General features: G+C 49.7%; 11 protein-coding genes. 7 read left to right on the top strand and 4 right to left on the bottom strand.

Features of this window, described 5'->3' with window-relative positions:
• Nucleotides 1-57 precede the first annotated feature (57 nt).
• From J5067_RS17370 to J5067_RS17355, 4 genes are all read left to right on the top strand, one after another.
• Nucleotides 58-1,512 carry an FAD-dependent oxidoreductase gene (locus tag J5067_RS17370; RefSeq protein WP_264645129.1) on the top strand — a complete coding sequence of 485 codons (1,455 nt, stop codon included), beginning with the start codon at nucleotides 58-60 and terminating at the stop codon, nucleotides 1,510-1,512.
• Between the two features lie 379 nt (nucleotides 1,513-1,891).
• The gene (locus J5067_RS17365) at nucleotides 1,892-2,590 is read left to right on the top strand and encodes a Crp/Fnr family transcriptional regulator (protein ID WP_264645128.1); all 699 of its coding nucleotides are present in this window, start codon (nucleotides 1,892-1,894) and stop codon (nucleotides 2,588-2,590) included.
• A gap of 935 nt (nucleotides 2,591-3,525) precedes the next feature.
• Complete coding sequence (locus J5067_RS17360; protein WP_264645127.1) at nucleotides 3,526-4,743, top strand: hypothetical protein; 1,218 nt, start codon at nucleotides 3,526-3,528, stop codon at nucleotides 4,741-4,743.
• A gap of 79 nt (nucleotides 4,744-4,822) precedes the next feature.
• The gene (locus J5067_RS17355; protein ID WP_264651640.1) at nucleotides 4,823-9,709 is read left to right on the top strand and encodes an RHS repeat-associated core domain-containing protein; all 4,887 of its coding nucleotides are present in this window, start codon (nucleotides 4,823-4,825) and stop codon (nucleotides 9,707-9,709) included.
• 138 nt (nucleotides 9,710-9,847) lie between these two features.
• Here the strand turns inward: J5067_RS17355 and fpr are convergent, their stop codons facing one another.
• The 3 genes from fpr to J5067_RS17340 all read right to left on the bottom strand — a co-directional run bounded on the left by fpr (nucleotide 9,848) and on the right by J5067_RS17340 (nucleotide 13,160).
• Nucleotides 9,848-10,594, bottom strand: a complete 747-nt coding sequence (gene fpr, locus J5067_RS17350) for a ferredoxin--NADP(+) reductase (protein ID WP_264645125.1) — start codon at nucleotides 10,592-10,594, stop codon at nucleotides 9,848-9,850.
• 140 nt (nucleotides 10,595-10,734) lie between these two features.
• Nucleotides 10,735-11,745 (bottom strand): class II fructose-bisphosphatase, encoded by a 1,011-nt coding sequence (gene glpX / locus J5067_RS17345; protein WP_264626479.1) that lies wholly within the window; start codon nucleotides 11,743-11,745, stop codon nucleotides 10,735-10,737.
• A gap of 131 nt (nucleotides 11,746-11,876) precedes the next feature.
• Entirely contained in the window at nucleotides 11,877-13,160 is a 1,284-nt protein-coding gene (locus J5067_RS17340) for an MFS transporter (RefSeq protein WP_264645124.1), read from the bottom strand.
• Nucleotides 13,161-13,485: 325 nt separating this feature from the next.
• Here J5067_RS17340 and J5067_RS17335 point away from each other — a divergent pair, with 325 nt between their 5' ends.
• On the top strand, nucleotides 13,486-13,611 hold the full coding sequence (locus tag J5067_RS17335; RefSeq protein WP_264645123.1) for a hypothetical protein: 126 nt from the start codon (nucleotides 13,486-13,488) through the stop codon (nucleotides 13,609-13,611).
• On the opposite strand, the gene J5067_RS17330 is transcribed toward J5067_RS17335, so the two are convergent.
• On the bottom strand, nucleotides 13,581-14,570 hold the full coding sequence (locus J5067_RS17330; RefSeq protein ID WP_264645122.1) for a substrate-binding domain-containing protein: 990 nt from the start codon (nucleotides 14,568-14,570) through the stop codon (nucleotides 13,581-13,583). The two genes, J5067_RS17335 and J5067_RS17330, sit on opposite strands and share 31 nt — an antisense overlap.
• 429 nt (nucleotides 14,571-14,999) lie before the next feature.
• Between J5067_RS17330 and idnO the strand changes: the two genes are divergently transcribed.
• Together idnO and J5067_RS17320 are read left to right on the top strand one after the other, a co-directional pair.
• Complete coding sequence (gene idnO, locus J5067_RS17325; protein ID WP_264651639.1) at nucleotides 15,000-15,764, top strand: gluconate 5-dehydrogenase; 765 nt, start codon at nucleotides 15,000-15,002, stop codon at nucleotides 15,762-15,764.
• A gap of 12 nt (nucleotides 15,765-15,776) precedes the next feature.
• The gene (locus J5067_RS17320; RefSeq protein WP_264645120.1) at nucleotides 15,777-16,304 is read left to right on the top strand and encodes a gluconokinase; all 528 of its coding nucleotides are present in this window, start codon (nucleotides 15,777-15,779) and stop codon (nucleotides 16,302-16,304) included.
• Nucleotides 16,305-16,318: the final 14 nt, after the last annotated feature.

Raw genomic sequence — 16,318 nt, 5'->3', positions numbered from 1 at the left:
ATTCTAACTGCCGCTATTCTTTCGTGCTTTGGGATGACCGCGAATGCGGAGCAAGTCATGGACACGGATGTGGTGGTGGTCGGTGCCGGGGCATCAGGGTCTGCGGCAGCCTATGCATTAACCGAACAGGGCCTGAAGGTTATCAATTTGGAGAAACTTCCGCAGACCGGGGGAACCGGACAATTTTCGGAAGGGATATTTGCCGTCGAAAGTAAAATACAGCGGGAAAATAATCATGTATTTACCCGCGATCAGGCATTTAAGCTCATCATGGATTACAGCCACTGGCGACCAAATGCCAAGCTGGTACGCAATTATATTAATAAATCAGCGGATACCATTGATTGGCTACAAGATCTCGGCGTTCATTTTGAGAAACTGACTTCGAATTATCCCGGCGGTTATTATACCTGGCATATTTATCAGGGCCGTGGGCGCGCGGTGATTGATGTTCTGCAACAGCATTTTGCCGAAAAGGGCGGGAAACTGCTGGTAAAAACGGCAGGCAAACAGCTCATCACCGATGAAAAAGGAAAAGTGGTAGGACTCATGGCCGAAAGTTCTGCCGGTGAAGCCATTCGTATCAATGCCAAAACCGTGGTTATTGCCACGGGTGGTTTCGGCAGCAATAAAGAGATGCTGACCGAGTATACGCGCTTCCCCGATGTGGAAGTGATCGGTATCCCGGGAAAAGTGGGTGACGGCATTAACATGGCCTGGGCGGCAGGCGCGGCAAAAGATGGCCGTGAATTTATCAATATGTCCTATCGTCCGGGGCCGTCAAAAGAGTCCACCACCAACCATTACGCGGCTTCTGCCAAACAGCCCCATTTGTGGCTAAACACCAAAGGCGAACGATTCACCAACGAGGCCAATATTGAGCAGTGGCCTTTTGCTGGCAATGCCCTGGAAAATCAGGGTGGAACCATGTTTGTGCTGTATGACGAGGACACCAAAAACTACATGGTCGATCACGGCATTGATGTTGGCGTAGGCGTGATGGTTCCCGTTGCTACCAAGCTCACCAAACTGGAAGAGCACTTTGCCAAAGGCGAGGCTGCCGGAAAAGCGTTCCGTGCGAATTCCATCAAAGAGCTGGCGCAAAAAACCGGCATGGATTACCAAACGCTGAAAGACAACATTGAGCGTTACAACCAGTTTTGCAACGTCCGCCACGATGAAGATTTCGTGAAAGATGCGCGCTATCTGCGCCCTGTTGCGAAAGCGCCGTTCTATGCGGTGAAGAGCGTAGCAACCTCACTCGGCACCTTGGGCGGCGTGAAGGTGAACGAAAAATTGCAGGCGGTTGATGATAAAAACGTCCCGGTTGCTGGCCTGTACGTAATCGGCAACGATGCCGGGGGCATGTACGGTGACAGTTACGATCTGGTGATGGCGGGCAGCACCGTTGGCTTTGCCATCAACTCGGCGCGCATTGCGGCGGAGAATATTGCGCAAGATCTGGGGGCAAAAAAGCCACAGATCATGAAAGCCAGCGATAAAAAGAGCTAATTGCCTTCCTCCTGTAATGTATTTACAGATTCACTCGGGTTGATTCAGCCTGAGTGAATCAACTGACGGTTGTCATCACGATTAATCCTTTCATAACATTGCTTTCAACAAATGCCTTTAATTTCCCTTTCATCGATTATGTTATGCAACATGTCAACGACGCTATTTACTCTCCTTTATTCCTGCTGTCTTTGGACCTAAAAACGCGCGGGTAAATTAACACTGTGAAATTAACAAAGTGTGGTTTGGTGCGGTAGTAATTCTACACCGGAAGCGGCAAACTGGTGTGCACAACGTTACTCGATATTGACCAATTGAATTTTCACGGTTAATTACCATTTGATGTGCTTATATCGTTCGACAAAACAGGGAAATAATAATGAGACACATTTTCCACCAAATGCCCTGGATATACCCGAAAGATATTGTCGAACTTCGCGAATTATATCAACGGCATGGCACTCTGGTGCATTATAAGAAAGGCACCATCATCAAGAGTCGTGGCGAATCACAGCGGTTATTCTATTTGGTTAACGGGCTCTGTATGTATTATGCCAACTATGTCGAGAATAACCCGATGTCATTCTCACTGGTGTTGCCAGAACGTACTATGGGGGATATCACTTGCATTACCCAACAGCATGTTAATGTCACCACTATCGTGATCCGGGATGCAGATATTCTGGTGGTGCCGCCCGATATTTTACTGGATGCCATGCGGCAGGATGCCGAATTGGCGATAAAAATATGCCGTCACGTTGTAGCCAAGCAGGAGAGCAGCCTGGAGGCGGTCATCACCAACACCAGTTGCGAACCCTCGCAACGCCTCAAAATTTTACTGAAAAGCATGTTATTAGAAAGCGGGATTGAGATTAAAGCCGGTTGGTATGCGGTGCCGCTGACGTTGACCCATGAGGAATATGGTCAGATTATCAACGTGACTCGCGTCACCATTTCCAGAATACTGGCACATTGGCAAAACGAAGGGCTGATATGTCGGGAAAATAAAACGATTGTTGTCCATCATCGGCTGTTTGAGGATGTGTATGACTGGCTCAGTTATTTTCCTGGGAAATGATTTTCCTTATCAAGAATACTCTGCGGTCACACTATTAATGCTGTTGAGTAGGGCCTCGGTGGTAGGATAGCCTATAAGCTATTGCACAATAATGATTGCCCTCTGAATTTTAAACCAGAGTTTGTCTATTGATATTCAGAATATTAAGTTTATAAGGGAAGGGATAACGTTAACTGTAGTAAAATTTGAGTTCCTTAGGTATCAAATCGTTTTTATATAAATAACTTTATTGCAAATTAATGCAATCGAAATGATCTCAACGCTTCTATCTATGCGTTGATAGGTTTTCGTTATAGTCCTAATTCAACTCTATTCTGTAGCAGTAATCATATTATTTCTCCTGATTTTTAGGTTTATACTCTTTTTTCTGTTTATCTCTCTATTTTTATGGGCATTTTTAATGCATGCAGGGTGAATTGAGCAATTCAATTTACCGTTCTACACTCAATTTTGAAATTGACACTTTTGCAAACACATCAAGATATTTATTAGTCAACTAATATATTAATAGGCACGAGGTATTACTATGGCACTTCAGGATGCATACACCCGAATTGGATATATAAATCCTAATGCAACCACTACAAGTCTATACCTTAGACACAGGATTGGTAACGATCCTAACAGAGAGTCGTGGATTTATTACTATGAGCCGAATAATAATGATGTGGTTTCTTTACCAAGACTTCCCATTAGGATTGAACGAAGCGGGGTTGGTAATAGAGACTACTGGTATATGAATGTAGAGACAAATAGGGGGGTATTCAGAATAGCGGATAACTTCTACTGTTCATTTTCAAGCTCTGATCAGAATACAAACAGATGTACAGTTGATATGCCTGCGATGAAATTTAGAATGTATTTTTATAAACCAGATGGTAGTCCTGGTTCATCGGGGTGTACAAAATCTATAACATTTTAAACAGGAGGATGGTATGAGCATCTGGGACCAATTTTATCAACTGAATGTGCTAGAAATTGATTTTAAAGACTCACTCAGCACGAGTGCCGTTATTTATGGTAATGGCCGTAATCAGGTTGCTATTTCTATTCATGTAAGAGTTATGTCATCGGTCACGACTGTTTTGCCGTTGACGGACCAAGAAATATTCGATGCCATTTATCTCTGTAACTACCGTGATGGTTCCAGGTTATCAAGTGATTGGCAACTGTCTAAAACTCCTGGAGATTATGTTGGCGCTGTAAATTATCTGAGTGCCAATAGTGCAGATTCACTGACACCAGGAGATAACTTCCTGACCTGTTATCTGAGCTGTGGAAAAGCAATACCTAGTACTCTGATTTCATTGGGGATAGACATACCGGGGGTCGGTAAGTTTGATACCTCCGAACATGGCACTACTACCCTAAATGGGCCTGGTGGGGGAAGTGGTAGCGTTTTCAAAAACCCTCAAAATATCACCATCTCGTCACTTGAACCTATAGATTATGGTGTTTCATCCAACATAGTAATATCTGATGGTTGGAGCCGTCTCGAGCAAATGAATTTGCTCTCGGATAAGCTGCCTGTCAACCTAAGTTCAGATCATTCCCCTGCTGATGGTAGTGAAGCCGTGTTTAATAAGGGGAAAGCCTATTACCGGTCGCTACGAATATCTTCAAAAGAGGGCTGGCCTTTTGTTCTTAAAATAATTAATGGTAATAGAACGCCGGTACCTGGATATAATGTAGTAACCCGGAGCGGGCAATCAGGTGTTGATATTTTATGTGGTTTCAATACGCGTGATGATAAATTACCCGCGCCTGTACAGGTGTACGATACGAGTATGGTATTTATCGATATGAGCGAGTTTGGTGTAAGGAGCTCAACGTCTGGTGGATTGGCTATATTTGGTAAGAACTCGCAATACAGGCCGACAGAATGGACGTTAAAACTTCCACTTAGTAATGCTGTTTTTAACACCACAATAGATCGTTCAAGTATCGCTATTGCAATGCTTCATGTCAGACATTGTGCTTATTTCTATACCGGCGAAACATGGGGTAGTAAAGGATGGAATAACTCTCCTATACCTGCTCATATTTCTGTCTTCGATCAATTTGGAAATTCTGGTATTATTAGCATTTCAGTAAGTGAAAATAAAGATGAAATAGGGAGATTGATAATCAACGGTGTTTCTGTAGCCAGTTGATGATCGGTTTTGCATGTTTAGGTGCGCTTGAAATATAAATCTCATGTGAAATGATTATTATCAATAAGTGATTTAAACGATGAACAATACATTCTCGTCCCAATCTGGTAACTTTGTCGGTGCGCTGGAAACTCAGGTCGATCCACGTACGGGGCAGTTTATGGTTAATTTCCCATTAGCCAACGTAGTGGGAAATAATCAACTGGGGCCTGAGCTCTCTTTGTCGCTACGTTATTCTCCGTTAAATATGACGGACGCTGGGTTTGGCAGAGGGTTTGGCATTGGTCTGACACAGTTTAATAATCGCAATAACCTCTTGGAACTGAGTGACGGTGAACAATACCGGGTTATGCCTGGCTCAGATATTGTGCGCAACAAGAAGTTAGATAACTTTCGCTTTTCGTATACCAACGGATTTGATGCTGCTGATGGATATACTGTCTTGTGGAAGGAGGGGAAAAAGGAGTTATTAACCATTACTGATGATGGTCAAACGTTCGTGACAACCAGAGTGATTTCGCCCTTGGGACGCACACTGACTTTATTCTGGAATTGGAGTGGACAATATGCCAGGTTGTCCCGTATTGATGATGAGTTCGGAACATTATTACGGGTTGAGTATGGCTATGCTGTCAATATGGTTGTTTGGCCGGGTTCATCCGATGAGTATCAGGTTTTATTTGAGCGGATTAATGATACCTGGCTGAATACACTGCATCGCCAGGTCTCTGGTACGGAAAGCCTGCGCTGGTATTTTGAATACGACTCTGTTGACGGCACGCCAAACCTTTTGCTGACAGGGGTGCGCTATCCTACCGGAATGACGGAAAAAGTGGATTACAGCCTGTTACAGGGTTTGCAATTCCCGGCGAATTCCGGTCTGGGGCGTTTACCTGCGGTACTTTCTCATAGCCGAAGCCCGGGAAGTGGTCAGCCTGATACCCTGACGTACTACAGTTATACGGCCCATAATTTTTTGGGTTACAACGGCAACTTTGGCATCTGGTCGGCAAACAGTGATTATATCTATACCACGCTAACGGATTATACCTATGGTTCAACCCAAACGGTGTCTTACGGCAATGAGAGCATTACTGTCATCCGCACCTACAACAACTATCACCTTCAGGTGAGTGAAGAGACGATGCGGCAAGGCGACCTCTACCGCACGGATTTTGCCTATTATGCAGAGCAAGGCGTTTTTATTGATGGTCAGCCGCCGCAATTCCAGCTTCCCCGTGAAAAAAAGGAAACCTGGACGGATATCAATGGTACGCGCCGGGTACAAACGACGGTGACCACGTTTGATCCAAGCGGTAATCCCACGCGGGAAGTGGCACCCGACGGAACGGAAACTGTAATGACCTGGTTTGCCATGGAGCCCAATGGGTTTGTCCGCTTTATGCAGGACCAGACCGTTATTCCACGCAATACCGCGTATGTGGCTCCCGTCAGGCGCACCCATTACACCTATAAAACCCTGGGGGCGGCCGGACACGTGGTGCAGGATCAGGAGTCAGACTATGCCGACGATGTTCTCCTGAGTCGCCGTGTATACACCTACAATCAGACTCTCGGTAATGCAGAATATGGCCGGATAACGCGGATCACCGATACCCAATATGAAAATGGTGAGGCCTCCTCGGCATTTACCAACAGTCAGTCCTTTACGACCGTGATTACGCAGGGGGTGATGCACCAAACCATCACGTTTACCGGGTATGACGGTTTGCAATTGCTATCAAGCCGTGAACAATCCGTATATTCCGGCCTGCTGTTACGTGATACCAGCCCACAGAATGTGACGGTGCAATACGCCTACGATCGGCTGGGGCGTTCGCTGCGGAGAACGCTGGCACCGGGCACGCCGTATGAAAATATCACCACCTGGTCATATACCCTGGGTGCGAATGGCCCGGAAACGATGGAAACCGATGCCTCGGGTAATCAGGTAAAAACCCAGTTTGACGGCATGGGGCGGGAAATTGCTACGCGGCGTCTGGACAGAGACTCGACGCTGCAGTGGTTTACTGTCTCATCGCACAATTATAACGTTTTTGGCGAAACGGACGGTGGCACAGGGAGTGACTGGCTGACCGGAACGTCTGAACGTTTTTCCGTCAATGTTACGGCAACCCACGATGGCTGGGGGGCGGTAAGTGCGCTGGCCTTTACTGATGGCACCAATGAGCTGCAAAACCTCGATATGGTGGGGGTGACCCAGGCCGTATACAGCAGCGGAAACCGCGCTGGCAGCACGTTGCGCACCGGCCTGCTGACTACTGTATTTGACAAACAGAGCTATCTGCCCGTTACGGAGAGCAGGACATCGGTGTCCGGCAGCCCGCAGGGCAGTCGCCACTACGCCTGGGATGGGCTGGGGCGTTTGCGGCTGGAGACGGACGAACTGGGTAACGCAACCGGTCGCACTTATGACGCCTACGATCGGGTGCTGACCCAGACCCTGCCGGACGGCAGCGTGGTGACGCGGACTTATGCGCCCCAGTCTGCAGAAGAGCAGGTGATCGCCATCAGCGTGACCGGTCCGGATGCGGCAGGCAATACGCGAACCTGGCTGCTCGGAAGCCAGGAGTTTGACAGTCTCGGCCGGGTAACCCAACGCCTCAGCGGCGGGCGACTGACCCTGTTTACTTATCAGGGCGCTTCCCCGGTTCCCACTACCGTTACCCAACCCTCCGGCGACCTCATCACGAGCACCACCATTCCTGAACTGGGCAATGCGATCAGCAGTGTTACGGCGGGCGGAGTGAGCCAGACCTTTAGCTATGATAACCGCACGGCCGATTTGCTGAAGGCAAAGGAGGGCGGAACCGAAAACACCAACACCTGGAATCCGTCCGGTAGCCTGAAAAACGAAGCCTTTGCGCGAAATGGGGCCACCCGCACGGCGGCACACACCTACACGCTGGCGGGGCAGCCGGTCACCTATAGCGATATCACCGGCAAGCTGACGCGCTATGAGATGGACGGGTTTGGGCATATCATCACCATTATCGACCCGGCGCTGCAAACCACCATGCAGTACGATGCACTGGGGCGACTGGTGTCTCAGGCGGTGACGGATACCGCGACATCATCGGCGCTGACCACCTCGCTGGGGTACGATGATTTTGGCCGGGAAGTGACGCGCACACTCAGTGACAATAACGGCACAACGATCACTCTGACGCAGACCTGGCTGGAGAACGACCTGCTGGCAACGCGCACGACGGTGCGTAATGGCAGTCAGATACGGGCAGAAGTCTACGATTACGATACGCGCAATCGTCTGGTGAGCTACAGCGCCACGGGCAGCAGCTTGCCGCCGGATGCCTATGGTCATGCCATGTCAGGGCAGACCTACCGTTATGATGCGTTGACCAACCTGACGTCGGTGACGACTACATTGGCAGACGGCACCTCGGATACCGCGACCTATCATTATGCCAATCCGCAAGACCCGACCCAACTGACCTCTGTAACCCATACCCACAGTGGTTTTCCGCCGAGCATTGCGTTGCAATATGATGCGAATGGCCGGATGACGCAAGACGATGCCGGGCGCACGCTGGGATACGATACATTGGGACGTCTGATAGCGGTCAGTGGCACGGGTATCAGCGGCGGTGGCTACGGCTATGACGCGCTGAACCAACTGGTGAGCCAACAGGTGAGCAGCAGCGACAGGCGCCAGTTGTATTACCGTGCGGATGAGCGGGTGAATGAAACGCTGATGCAACAGAGCCGGGAATTGCGGCTGATCAAAGCGGCACATACCTGTCTGGGCGTCAGTGACGGCGCTCGGCTGACGCTGACCGGAAGCGACAGCAAGGATAGCCTGCTGTGGTCGCGGGAGGGCGGGCAGGCGACAGGCAGCCTGCATGTGTGGTCACCGTACGGCAGCGGAGACGTGACTGACCTGCTGCCCGGTTTTAACGGTGAGCGGGTCGATCCGGTGAGTGGCACCTACCACCTCGGTAACGGTTATCGCGCCTACAACCCGGTGCTAATGCGTTTTAACTGCCCGGATAGTCTGAGTCCGTTTGGTGCCGGTGGGATAAACCCCTATGCTTACTGCGCGGGCGATCCGGTGAATTACATGGACCCGTCTGGTCACCTGAGTTGGCAGGCGATCACCGGCATTATTGCCGGGGCGATCGGCATTGGACTGGCGGCGTTTACCGCCGGGGCATCCATTGCGGCAGCGGGTGGGGTAGTTGCGGCCATTAATGCGGCATCAGCGACCTCATTGATTGTGGGTGGGCTGGCCGTGGCGGCAGATGTTACTGCTATTGCCAGCGGTGCGACTGAGGCGGTGAACCCAGAGGCTTCGAGCGTGTTGGGATGGGTGTCGTTGGGGTTGGGTCTTGGTTCACTGGGAGTATTGGGTAGAGGTGCGTACAATTCATTAAGTAAAATAGCTTCAGGGAAATCAAACACTACCGTTCAATTGGGTGGTAAAGTGACTGATTTCCGATTAGTTGATGCTCATGTAGGTATGTTTACCGATGTATATAAAAATGAGCAAAGATTAAATATTTTTTCTCATGGGCAGCATGTCAACACAATGAGGCCAGGACAAAAAACACCTATGGGTTCGTATTTGATAAATAATGGTAAATTACTAAATTCGACAGATTTTGTAGAGCAAACAGTCAAAAGTGGTATTGATTTCTCACAGTATAAATATTTGAGGGTTGTTGCGTGTCATTCAGGTGATGGCGATTCATTATCATTTGCTTCTCAATTAAATATCTTAACGCAAAAACCCGTTAAAGGATATAAAGGCGTTGTGAATGTTGATTTAAGTATCGAGCCAGATTATTATTATTCTATATTTAAAAATAGATACGGAAATCGACCTGATGCATTTATTGAAGAGGTTCTATCTCCGGAGAAGAAGCCATTTAGAGTGCTCAAATTAGGTAAGGGTGTTAATTATAAACCAATCTACTTCGGCTATTAACTGATGAGTTTTATGGTGTGTTATATCTTTAAAGTGAGAGGTTTGACTCTCAAGAAAAATTTTCTCGAGAGCTTTAGGTGACGTTCGCAATAATATATATAATGCATATTATATATGGACAAAATAACGTCTGCTTTCTCACCAATAATGCTCACTGGTAATATGCCCCGGACGACGGCGCAGATGCTTGGTCATTTCCCGTTGTTCTTTCAGGCATTGCTGAGTATCGCGCACCATTTGCGGGTTACCGCACAGCATCACATGGCTGGTTTGCGCATTGAGGGGCAACCCGACCGCATTCTCCAGCGCACCGCTGCTGATAAGCGCCGGAACGCGTCCTGTCAGGGAACCAGCCTGCGTTTCCCGGCTGATGACCGTTTGTATCCGCAGTTTGTCGCCGTAGCGCTGCTGTAGCTGCTGCATTTTGGGCAAGTAGCTAAGGTCAGAGGCAAAGCGTGCCGCATGCACTAACACGATGTGCTGGAAACGCTCCAGGTCCTTCCCTTCTTCTAAAATCGACAGATAAGGGCCGATGGCAGTGCCGGTTGCGAGCATCCACAGCGTGTCGCAGTCAGGGACTTCTTCCAGCACAAAGAAACCTGCCGCGTCTTTGGTGATTTCCAATGGCATTCCGGGTTGCAGAGCGTGCAAATGCGGGCTGAGCTTGCCGTCCGGCACCGTGACCAGATAAAACTCAAGAGTGGGATTACTGGGGGCATTCACGTAGGAATAGGCGCGCTGAATGCGCTCGCCGCCAATTTCCAATCCCAGTTTGGCGTACTGGCCCGCAGTGAACGCGGCAATCGGTGCCTGAACCTGAATGCTGAAAAGGCTGTCTGTCCAATTTGTTACCTGAATAACGTTACCGGTTACCCACTCTGCCATAGTGTTGTGCTCCTGATGTTTTTCGGCCACTCAGGCCATCCCCTGACAAAACGGTGCGTCAGGGGAGAGGGCCTTTACGATACGCGATTTTTTAACAGCAGTGAAACAATCAATGCAATAGACGTTGTGAATTCATGCGATTACAGCAGGAAGTCATGCAACGCCGGATCTTTGCGATCGAGATAATGTGTAGAGCGAATACGCCGGATAGTGCGTGATTTGCCGCGAATCAGCAGGGTTTCGGTGGTGGCGATGTTACCCCGGCGGGCAATCCCTTCCAACAGATCCCCTTTGGTGATGCCAGTAGCTGAGAAGATCACGTTGTCATTACGCGCCATATCGCTCAGCGTCAGTACGCGTCCGGCTTCAATCCCCATTTCTGCACAACGTTCCAGCTCACGCTCACCCAAACGACGGTTTTCCTCGCTGTCCCCTTTAACCTGATGACGTGCAAGCAGGCGGCCTTGCATATCGCCATCCAGCGCACGGATCACTGCGGCGGAAATCACCCCTTCCGGTGCGCCACCGATGCCATACAGCACATCGACTTCGCTGTCAGGCATACAGGTCAGAATTGAGGCGGCAACATCACCGTCAGGAATGGCAAAGACTTTCACGCCCAGTTGCTGCATTTCGGCAATCACCCCGTCATGGCGCGGTTTCGCCAGTGTGATTACCGTAAGCTGCTGTAATGGTTTGCCAATTTTGATGGCGATGTTGCGCAGGTTATCCGCTAACGGCAGTGCCAGGTTGATAGCGCCTTTGGCCTGTGGACCGACGATCAGCTTTTCCATGTACATGTCGGGCGCGTGCAGAAAGGTATCTTTTTCGCCGACCGCCAATACGGCGAGCGCATTGGCTTGCCCCATCGCCGTCATTCGCGTGCCTTCAATCGGGTCGACGGCGATATCCACCGCATCACCCACGCCGGTGCCGACCTGCTCACCGATGTAAAGCATGGGGGCTTCGTCGATTTCGCCTTCACCGATGACGATTTGCCCGTTGATATCAACCTGATTGAGCATGATGCGCATGGCCTGCACCGCCGCGCCATCGGCGGCATTTTTATCGCCACGGCCAAGCCATTTGTAGCCTGCCAGCGCGGCAGCTTCTGTCACGCGGGAAAACTCAATCGCCAATTCACGTTTCATGGATACCTGTCTGTTGAGTAAATAGGATAAGAGGGAATGGAGCGCGATTTTACCACACTCGCTGCGGGCGCGAGCAGGATGATATCAAGGGAGTGGAGAATACGCCGCTCTGCTGAGCGGCGTCATGAGTATTAACGGTGTGAAGTGGCGAGTTGTGCTTTTTTCTCACTGCCCGGCGCTTTAACCGTAATGGTCAATACCACCGAGAGCAGCAAGGCAACGGCCATAAAGCTATAGGACATGCTCGGGTTGCCGGTAATGCCGTTGAGGTAGCCAACCAGCCAGGCGCCGAGGAATGCGCCCAGTGCGCCAAAGCTGTTGATCAAACCAATCGATACCCCAGAAACGTTTTTAGGCAACAGCTCAGGAATCAGGGCGAAGAACGGGCCATAGGGTGCATACATGCAGGCAGCTGCAACCACCAACAGCGCATAAGACACCCAGAAGTGCTGGGTACCAATGGCGTAAGAGGTGAAGAAGGCTAACGATGCGATCAACAGCAGAGGCCAGATAAAGAGCTTGCGGTTCTGCATTTTGTCCGACAGCCAGGAGACCGTCAGCATCAGCACGATGGCAGCAAAGTAAGGCAGTGCCGAGAGCCAGCCGACGGAAACGATATCCAGAGAGGCGGCAGATTTGAGGATCGACGGCATCCACATCATAAAGCCGTAAACCCCGATGCTCCAGAAGGCATGCACGGCACACAGAATAATCACGTTGCGTGAACGCAAGGCTTCACCGTAGTTGCGTACCGGCTTGATATTCTTTTGTTCGGCATCCATCACCGCCTGGAAATCCGCCTTTTCCTGAGCACTCATCCAGGTGACTTCAGACGGCTTATCGCGTACCAGGAACCACCAGATAAACGCCCAAATAATCGCCGGCGCACCTTCGATAATGAACATTTCGCGCCAGCCGAACGCATTGATCAGGTAGCCGGAGACGATGGACATCCACAGCACGGTGACCGGATTGCCCAATACCAGGAAGGTGTTGGCGCGCGAGCGTTCCTCTTTGGTAAACCAGGTGCTGATGTAAATCAGCATGGAGGGCATCACCGCCGCTTCTACCACGCCGAGGATGAAACGGATCACCATCAGCATCGGAATATTATTGACCAACCCGGTGGCGGCAGCACACAACCCCCACAAGATCAGGCTGACAAAAATCAGTTTGCGCACGCTGCGTTTGACGGCGTAAATGGAACCCGGTACTTGAAAGAAGAAATAGCCGAGAAAGAACAACGCGCCAATCAGTGAAGATGTTCCCTTGCTGATGCCCAAATCCACCTCAATACCTGATGCGGCCGCGAAACCATAGTTGGCGCGATCGAGATAGGCGAGGCTGTAGGTAATAAAAATGATGGGCATTAAATACCACCAACGCTGAACAGCTAATTTTTTAGTCGTCATCATGGTTACCTGTTTATTTTGCATTGTTATCATCTGCATCTTAGCGTGCAGCAGGATAATGTTGAAAAACATTCCTGGATGCCAAATCAAATGATAAGGCACATAATGTTATGTAAAAGGATTTATGTGATGCGTATTATTAACCCGCATCATCTTGCATTGAGATCTATTTTAGAAATAGGTGCTCCGAATGAATATTAATTAATCAATGGCAATATAACTGTTGCCGATACTTATTTTGTACTTCTCTGTCATCAGGCATTGTTGACGTTATAAATATGAGAACCTTTTTCCGATTTTATTTTTGTGACAGATATCACTGTAAATCATGTTAAAAAAAGATGTTACCGGCAACGTGATCGGCCTGACATTTGGCGGCGAGTCACGCCGCATTTGGGTGGCAATGGCGCGTTTGGCAGGCGATTACAGCGTACCGCCCAGCGACAGGCGATAATGCAAATCAACGTATTCAATCGTTGGCAGTTTATTGATTTTTTTGATCAATATTTCTGTTGCCACTTTACCCATTTCAAAACGGGGTGTGACAACGCTGGCAATGGCAGGTGTGGTGGCTTGCCCAATATCTAAACCGTGGAAACCGGAAATCGCGATGTGACCCGGAATGTTAAGCGACAGGCGCAGGCACTCTTGCAGCACCCCGACAGCGATATCGTCATTGGTGCAGAAAATCGCATCCACCAGTGGGTACATCTGGCGTATCAGTGCCAGCATATCAGCACCAATCGAGACAGAAGAGACCTTGTTGGGCGATATTTGCATCGGTTCTAATCCCGCTTCCTGCATGGCGCGGCTATAGCCCTGATAGCGCTTGCGGTCGCGCACATCGGACATGGATCCAAAATAGAGCACGTGGCGTTTGCCGCTGGCCAGAATCGCCACCGTCATGTCATAGGCGGCCTGCGTATTGTTGAACCCAACCACAATGCGGCCCGGTAACGGCTCCAGATCCATCACCTGCGCGACGGGAATATTGGCCGAGTCGAGGTATTTGTTGGCGCGCAGCGTGTGTTCGGAGTCGGTAAGAATCAAGCCGGCGATGTTACAAGACAGCAGGTTAACGATCTGCTCTTCTTCCCGGGTTTTATCGTAGTTGTAATTGACCACCAGCGTTTGGTAGCCGTTCAGTGCGGTAACCGATTCAATCCCGGCCAGCAGATCGGAGAAAATCTGGTTATTAAACGAAGGCACCAGAATGCCGATGCGCGGTGCGGGCGCTTGTGCCGCCTCTTTACGTTCATCGGCAGTGTAATTCACTTCCGCCATCACCTGGGCGATGCGCTGCGCGGTTTCAGGCGACACTTTATCCGGCGTGCGCAGATAACGACTGACGGTCATCTTGGTGACGCCTGATAATTGTGCAATGTCCTGTAACGTAACGCGCTGGTTCTTCATGCAGGAAAGCCCGAGTGTCGCCTGATTCAAAACGAGGATTATGCACTGCCGCTTCGGGAAAAGGAAAGCGTGTTACCGGAATACCTCTTGTAACATGGCAATAAGCGCGAAAATAATAAGTGTTTTTCGTGTGTTAGAGAAAGGGGCATAAACGGTAGCCTCTATTCCAGCGGAAATACGCGCAACGGATCACGTAAAAAGTAACCTCTTTTCGTAACATGATATTGAGTGATCTTCCTCACAGTTTTGCGGGTAATAAACCGGTTTGATAATAGGGCGTCTGGCATTGGCGATGTTATTTACGCCGCTGTTATTATCACGACAGCGGCGCTCCACACGATCACTTATTGAGCCTTCTTCTCAGCGGGCTTTGAGTTCCTTATCGTTATCAATAGGACATGCCGTTCTATTATTTATCGGGAAAGCATAATGAAAGATCTTTTTTCGTTAACGAATAAAAAAGTCCTTATTACCGGTTCCGCGCAAGGTATTGGTTTTCTGTTGGCGCAAGGTTTAGCCGAGCAAGGTGCCGATATTATTATCAATGATATTACCGACGATCGCGCTCAACATGCTGCCAGCCAATTACGTGATGCCGGGTTTGTCGCTTATGCCTGTGCTTTTGATGTGACCAATGGTCAGGCGGTGAATAACGCCATTGCCGAGATTGAAGAAAATATTGGTGCAATCGACGTGCTGATTAATAACGCCGGTATTCAACGCCGCCATCCTTTCACTGAGTTTCCTGAAAAAGAATGGGATGCAGTGATCGACGTTAATCAGAAATCCGTGTTTCTGGTTTCTCAGGCGGTATCCCGTTTTATGGTGAAACGGCAGCGCGGCAAAATCATTAATATCTGCTCAATGCAGAGTGAGCTTGGGCGGGACACCATTACCCCCTATGCTGCCTCAAAAGGGGCGGTAAAAATGCTGACGCGTGGCATGTGCGTTGAGCTTGCGCGCTATAACATTCAGGTCAACGGCATTGCTCCAGGGTATTTCAAAACCGCCATGACCAAAGCGCTGGTCGACGATGAAGCCTTTACCCAATGGCTGTGTAAACGCACGCCTGCTGCGCGCTGGGGCAACCCGGAAGAGCTGATCGGCGCGGCGGTTTATCTCTCCTCACGCGCCTCTGATTTTGTTAACGGACATTTGTTGTTTGTTGATGGCGGCATGCTGGTTGCCGTTTAACAAGGAGCCGTTATGGCAGGACAATGCGCGGTGATCATGGGCGTATCCAGCACGGGAAAATCGAGTGTGGGTGCGCGGTTGGCGCAGCGGTTAGGGGCCAAGTTCATTGATGGTGACGATCTGCATCCGCGTCACAATATTCTCAAGATGTCACAGGGGCAGGCGCTGAATGATGATGACCGTGAGCCCTGGCTCGAGCGGTTGAACGATGTGATCTTCAGCCTGCAACAAAAGAATGAGACAGGCATTCTGGTCTGTTCCTCGCTGAAAAAACGCTATCGCGATCGGCTGAGGAAGGATAATCACGGCATCACCTTTCTCTGGCTGACGGGGGATTACGCGCTGGTATTGGCTCGTATGCAGCAGCGCAAAGGCCATTTCATGCCGGAAAGTTTGCTCAAAAGTCAGTTTATGGCGCTGGAAACGCCACAGGCGGACGAACCGGATGTGGTGGCGGTAGATATCGCCTCACCCGTCGACGGTGTGGTACAGCGTTGCATCAATGCGCTGACGCCTGAGCGATTACCCGTTGCCGGTTAATAAAAAAGGGCGCA

Origin of the sequence: Candidatus Symbiopectobacterium sp. NZEC151 (genome assembly GCF_025962655.1) — a bacterium.
Lineage (GTDB): Bacteria > Pseudomonadota > Gammaproteobacteria > Enterobacterales > Enterobacteriaceae > Symbiopectobacterium.
Note: the sequence above shows the minus strand (reverse complement) of the source record. Positions and strands in the feature narration are given on the sequence as shown.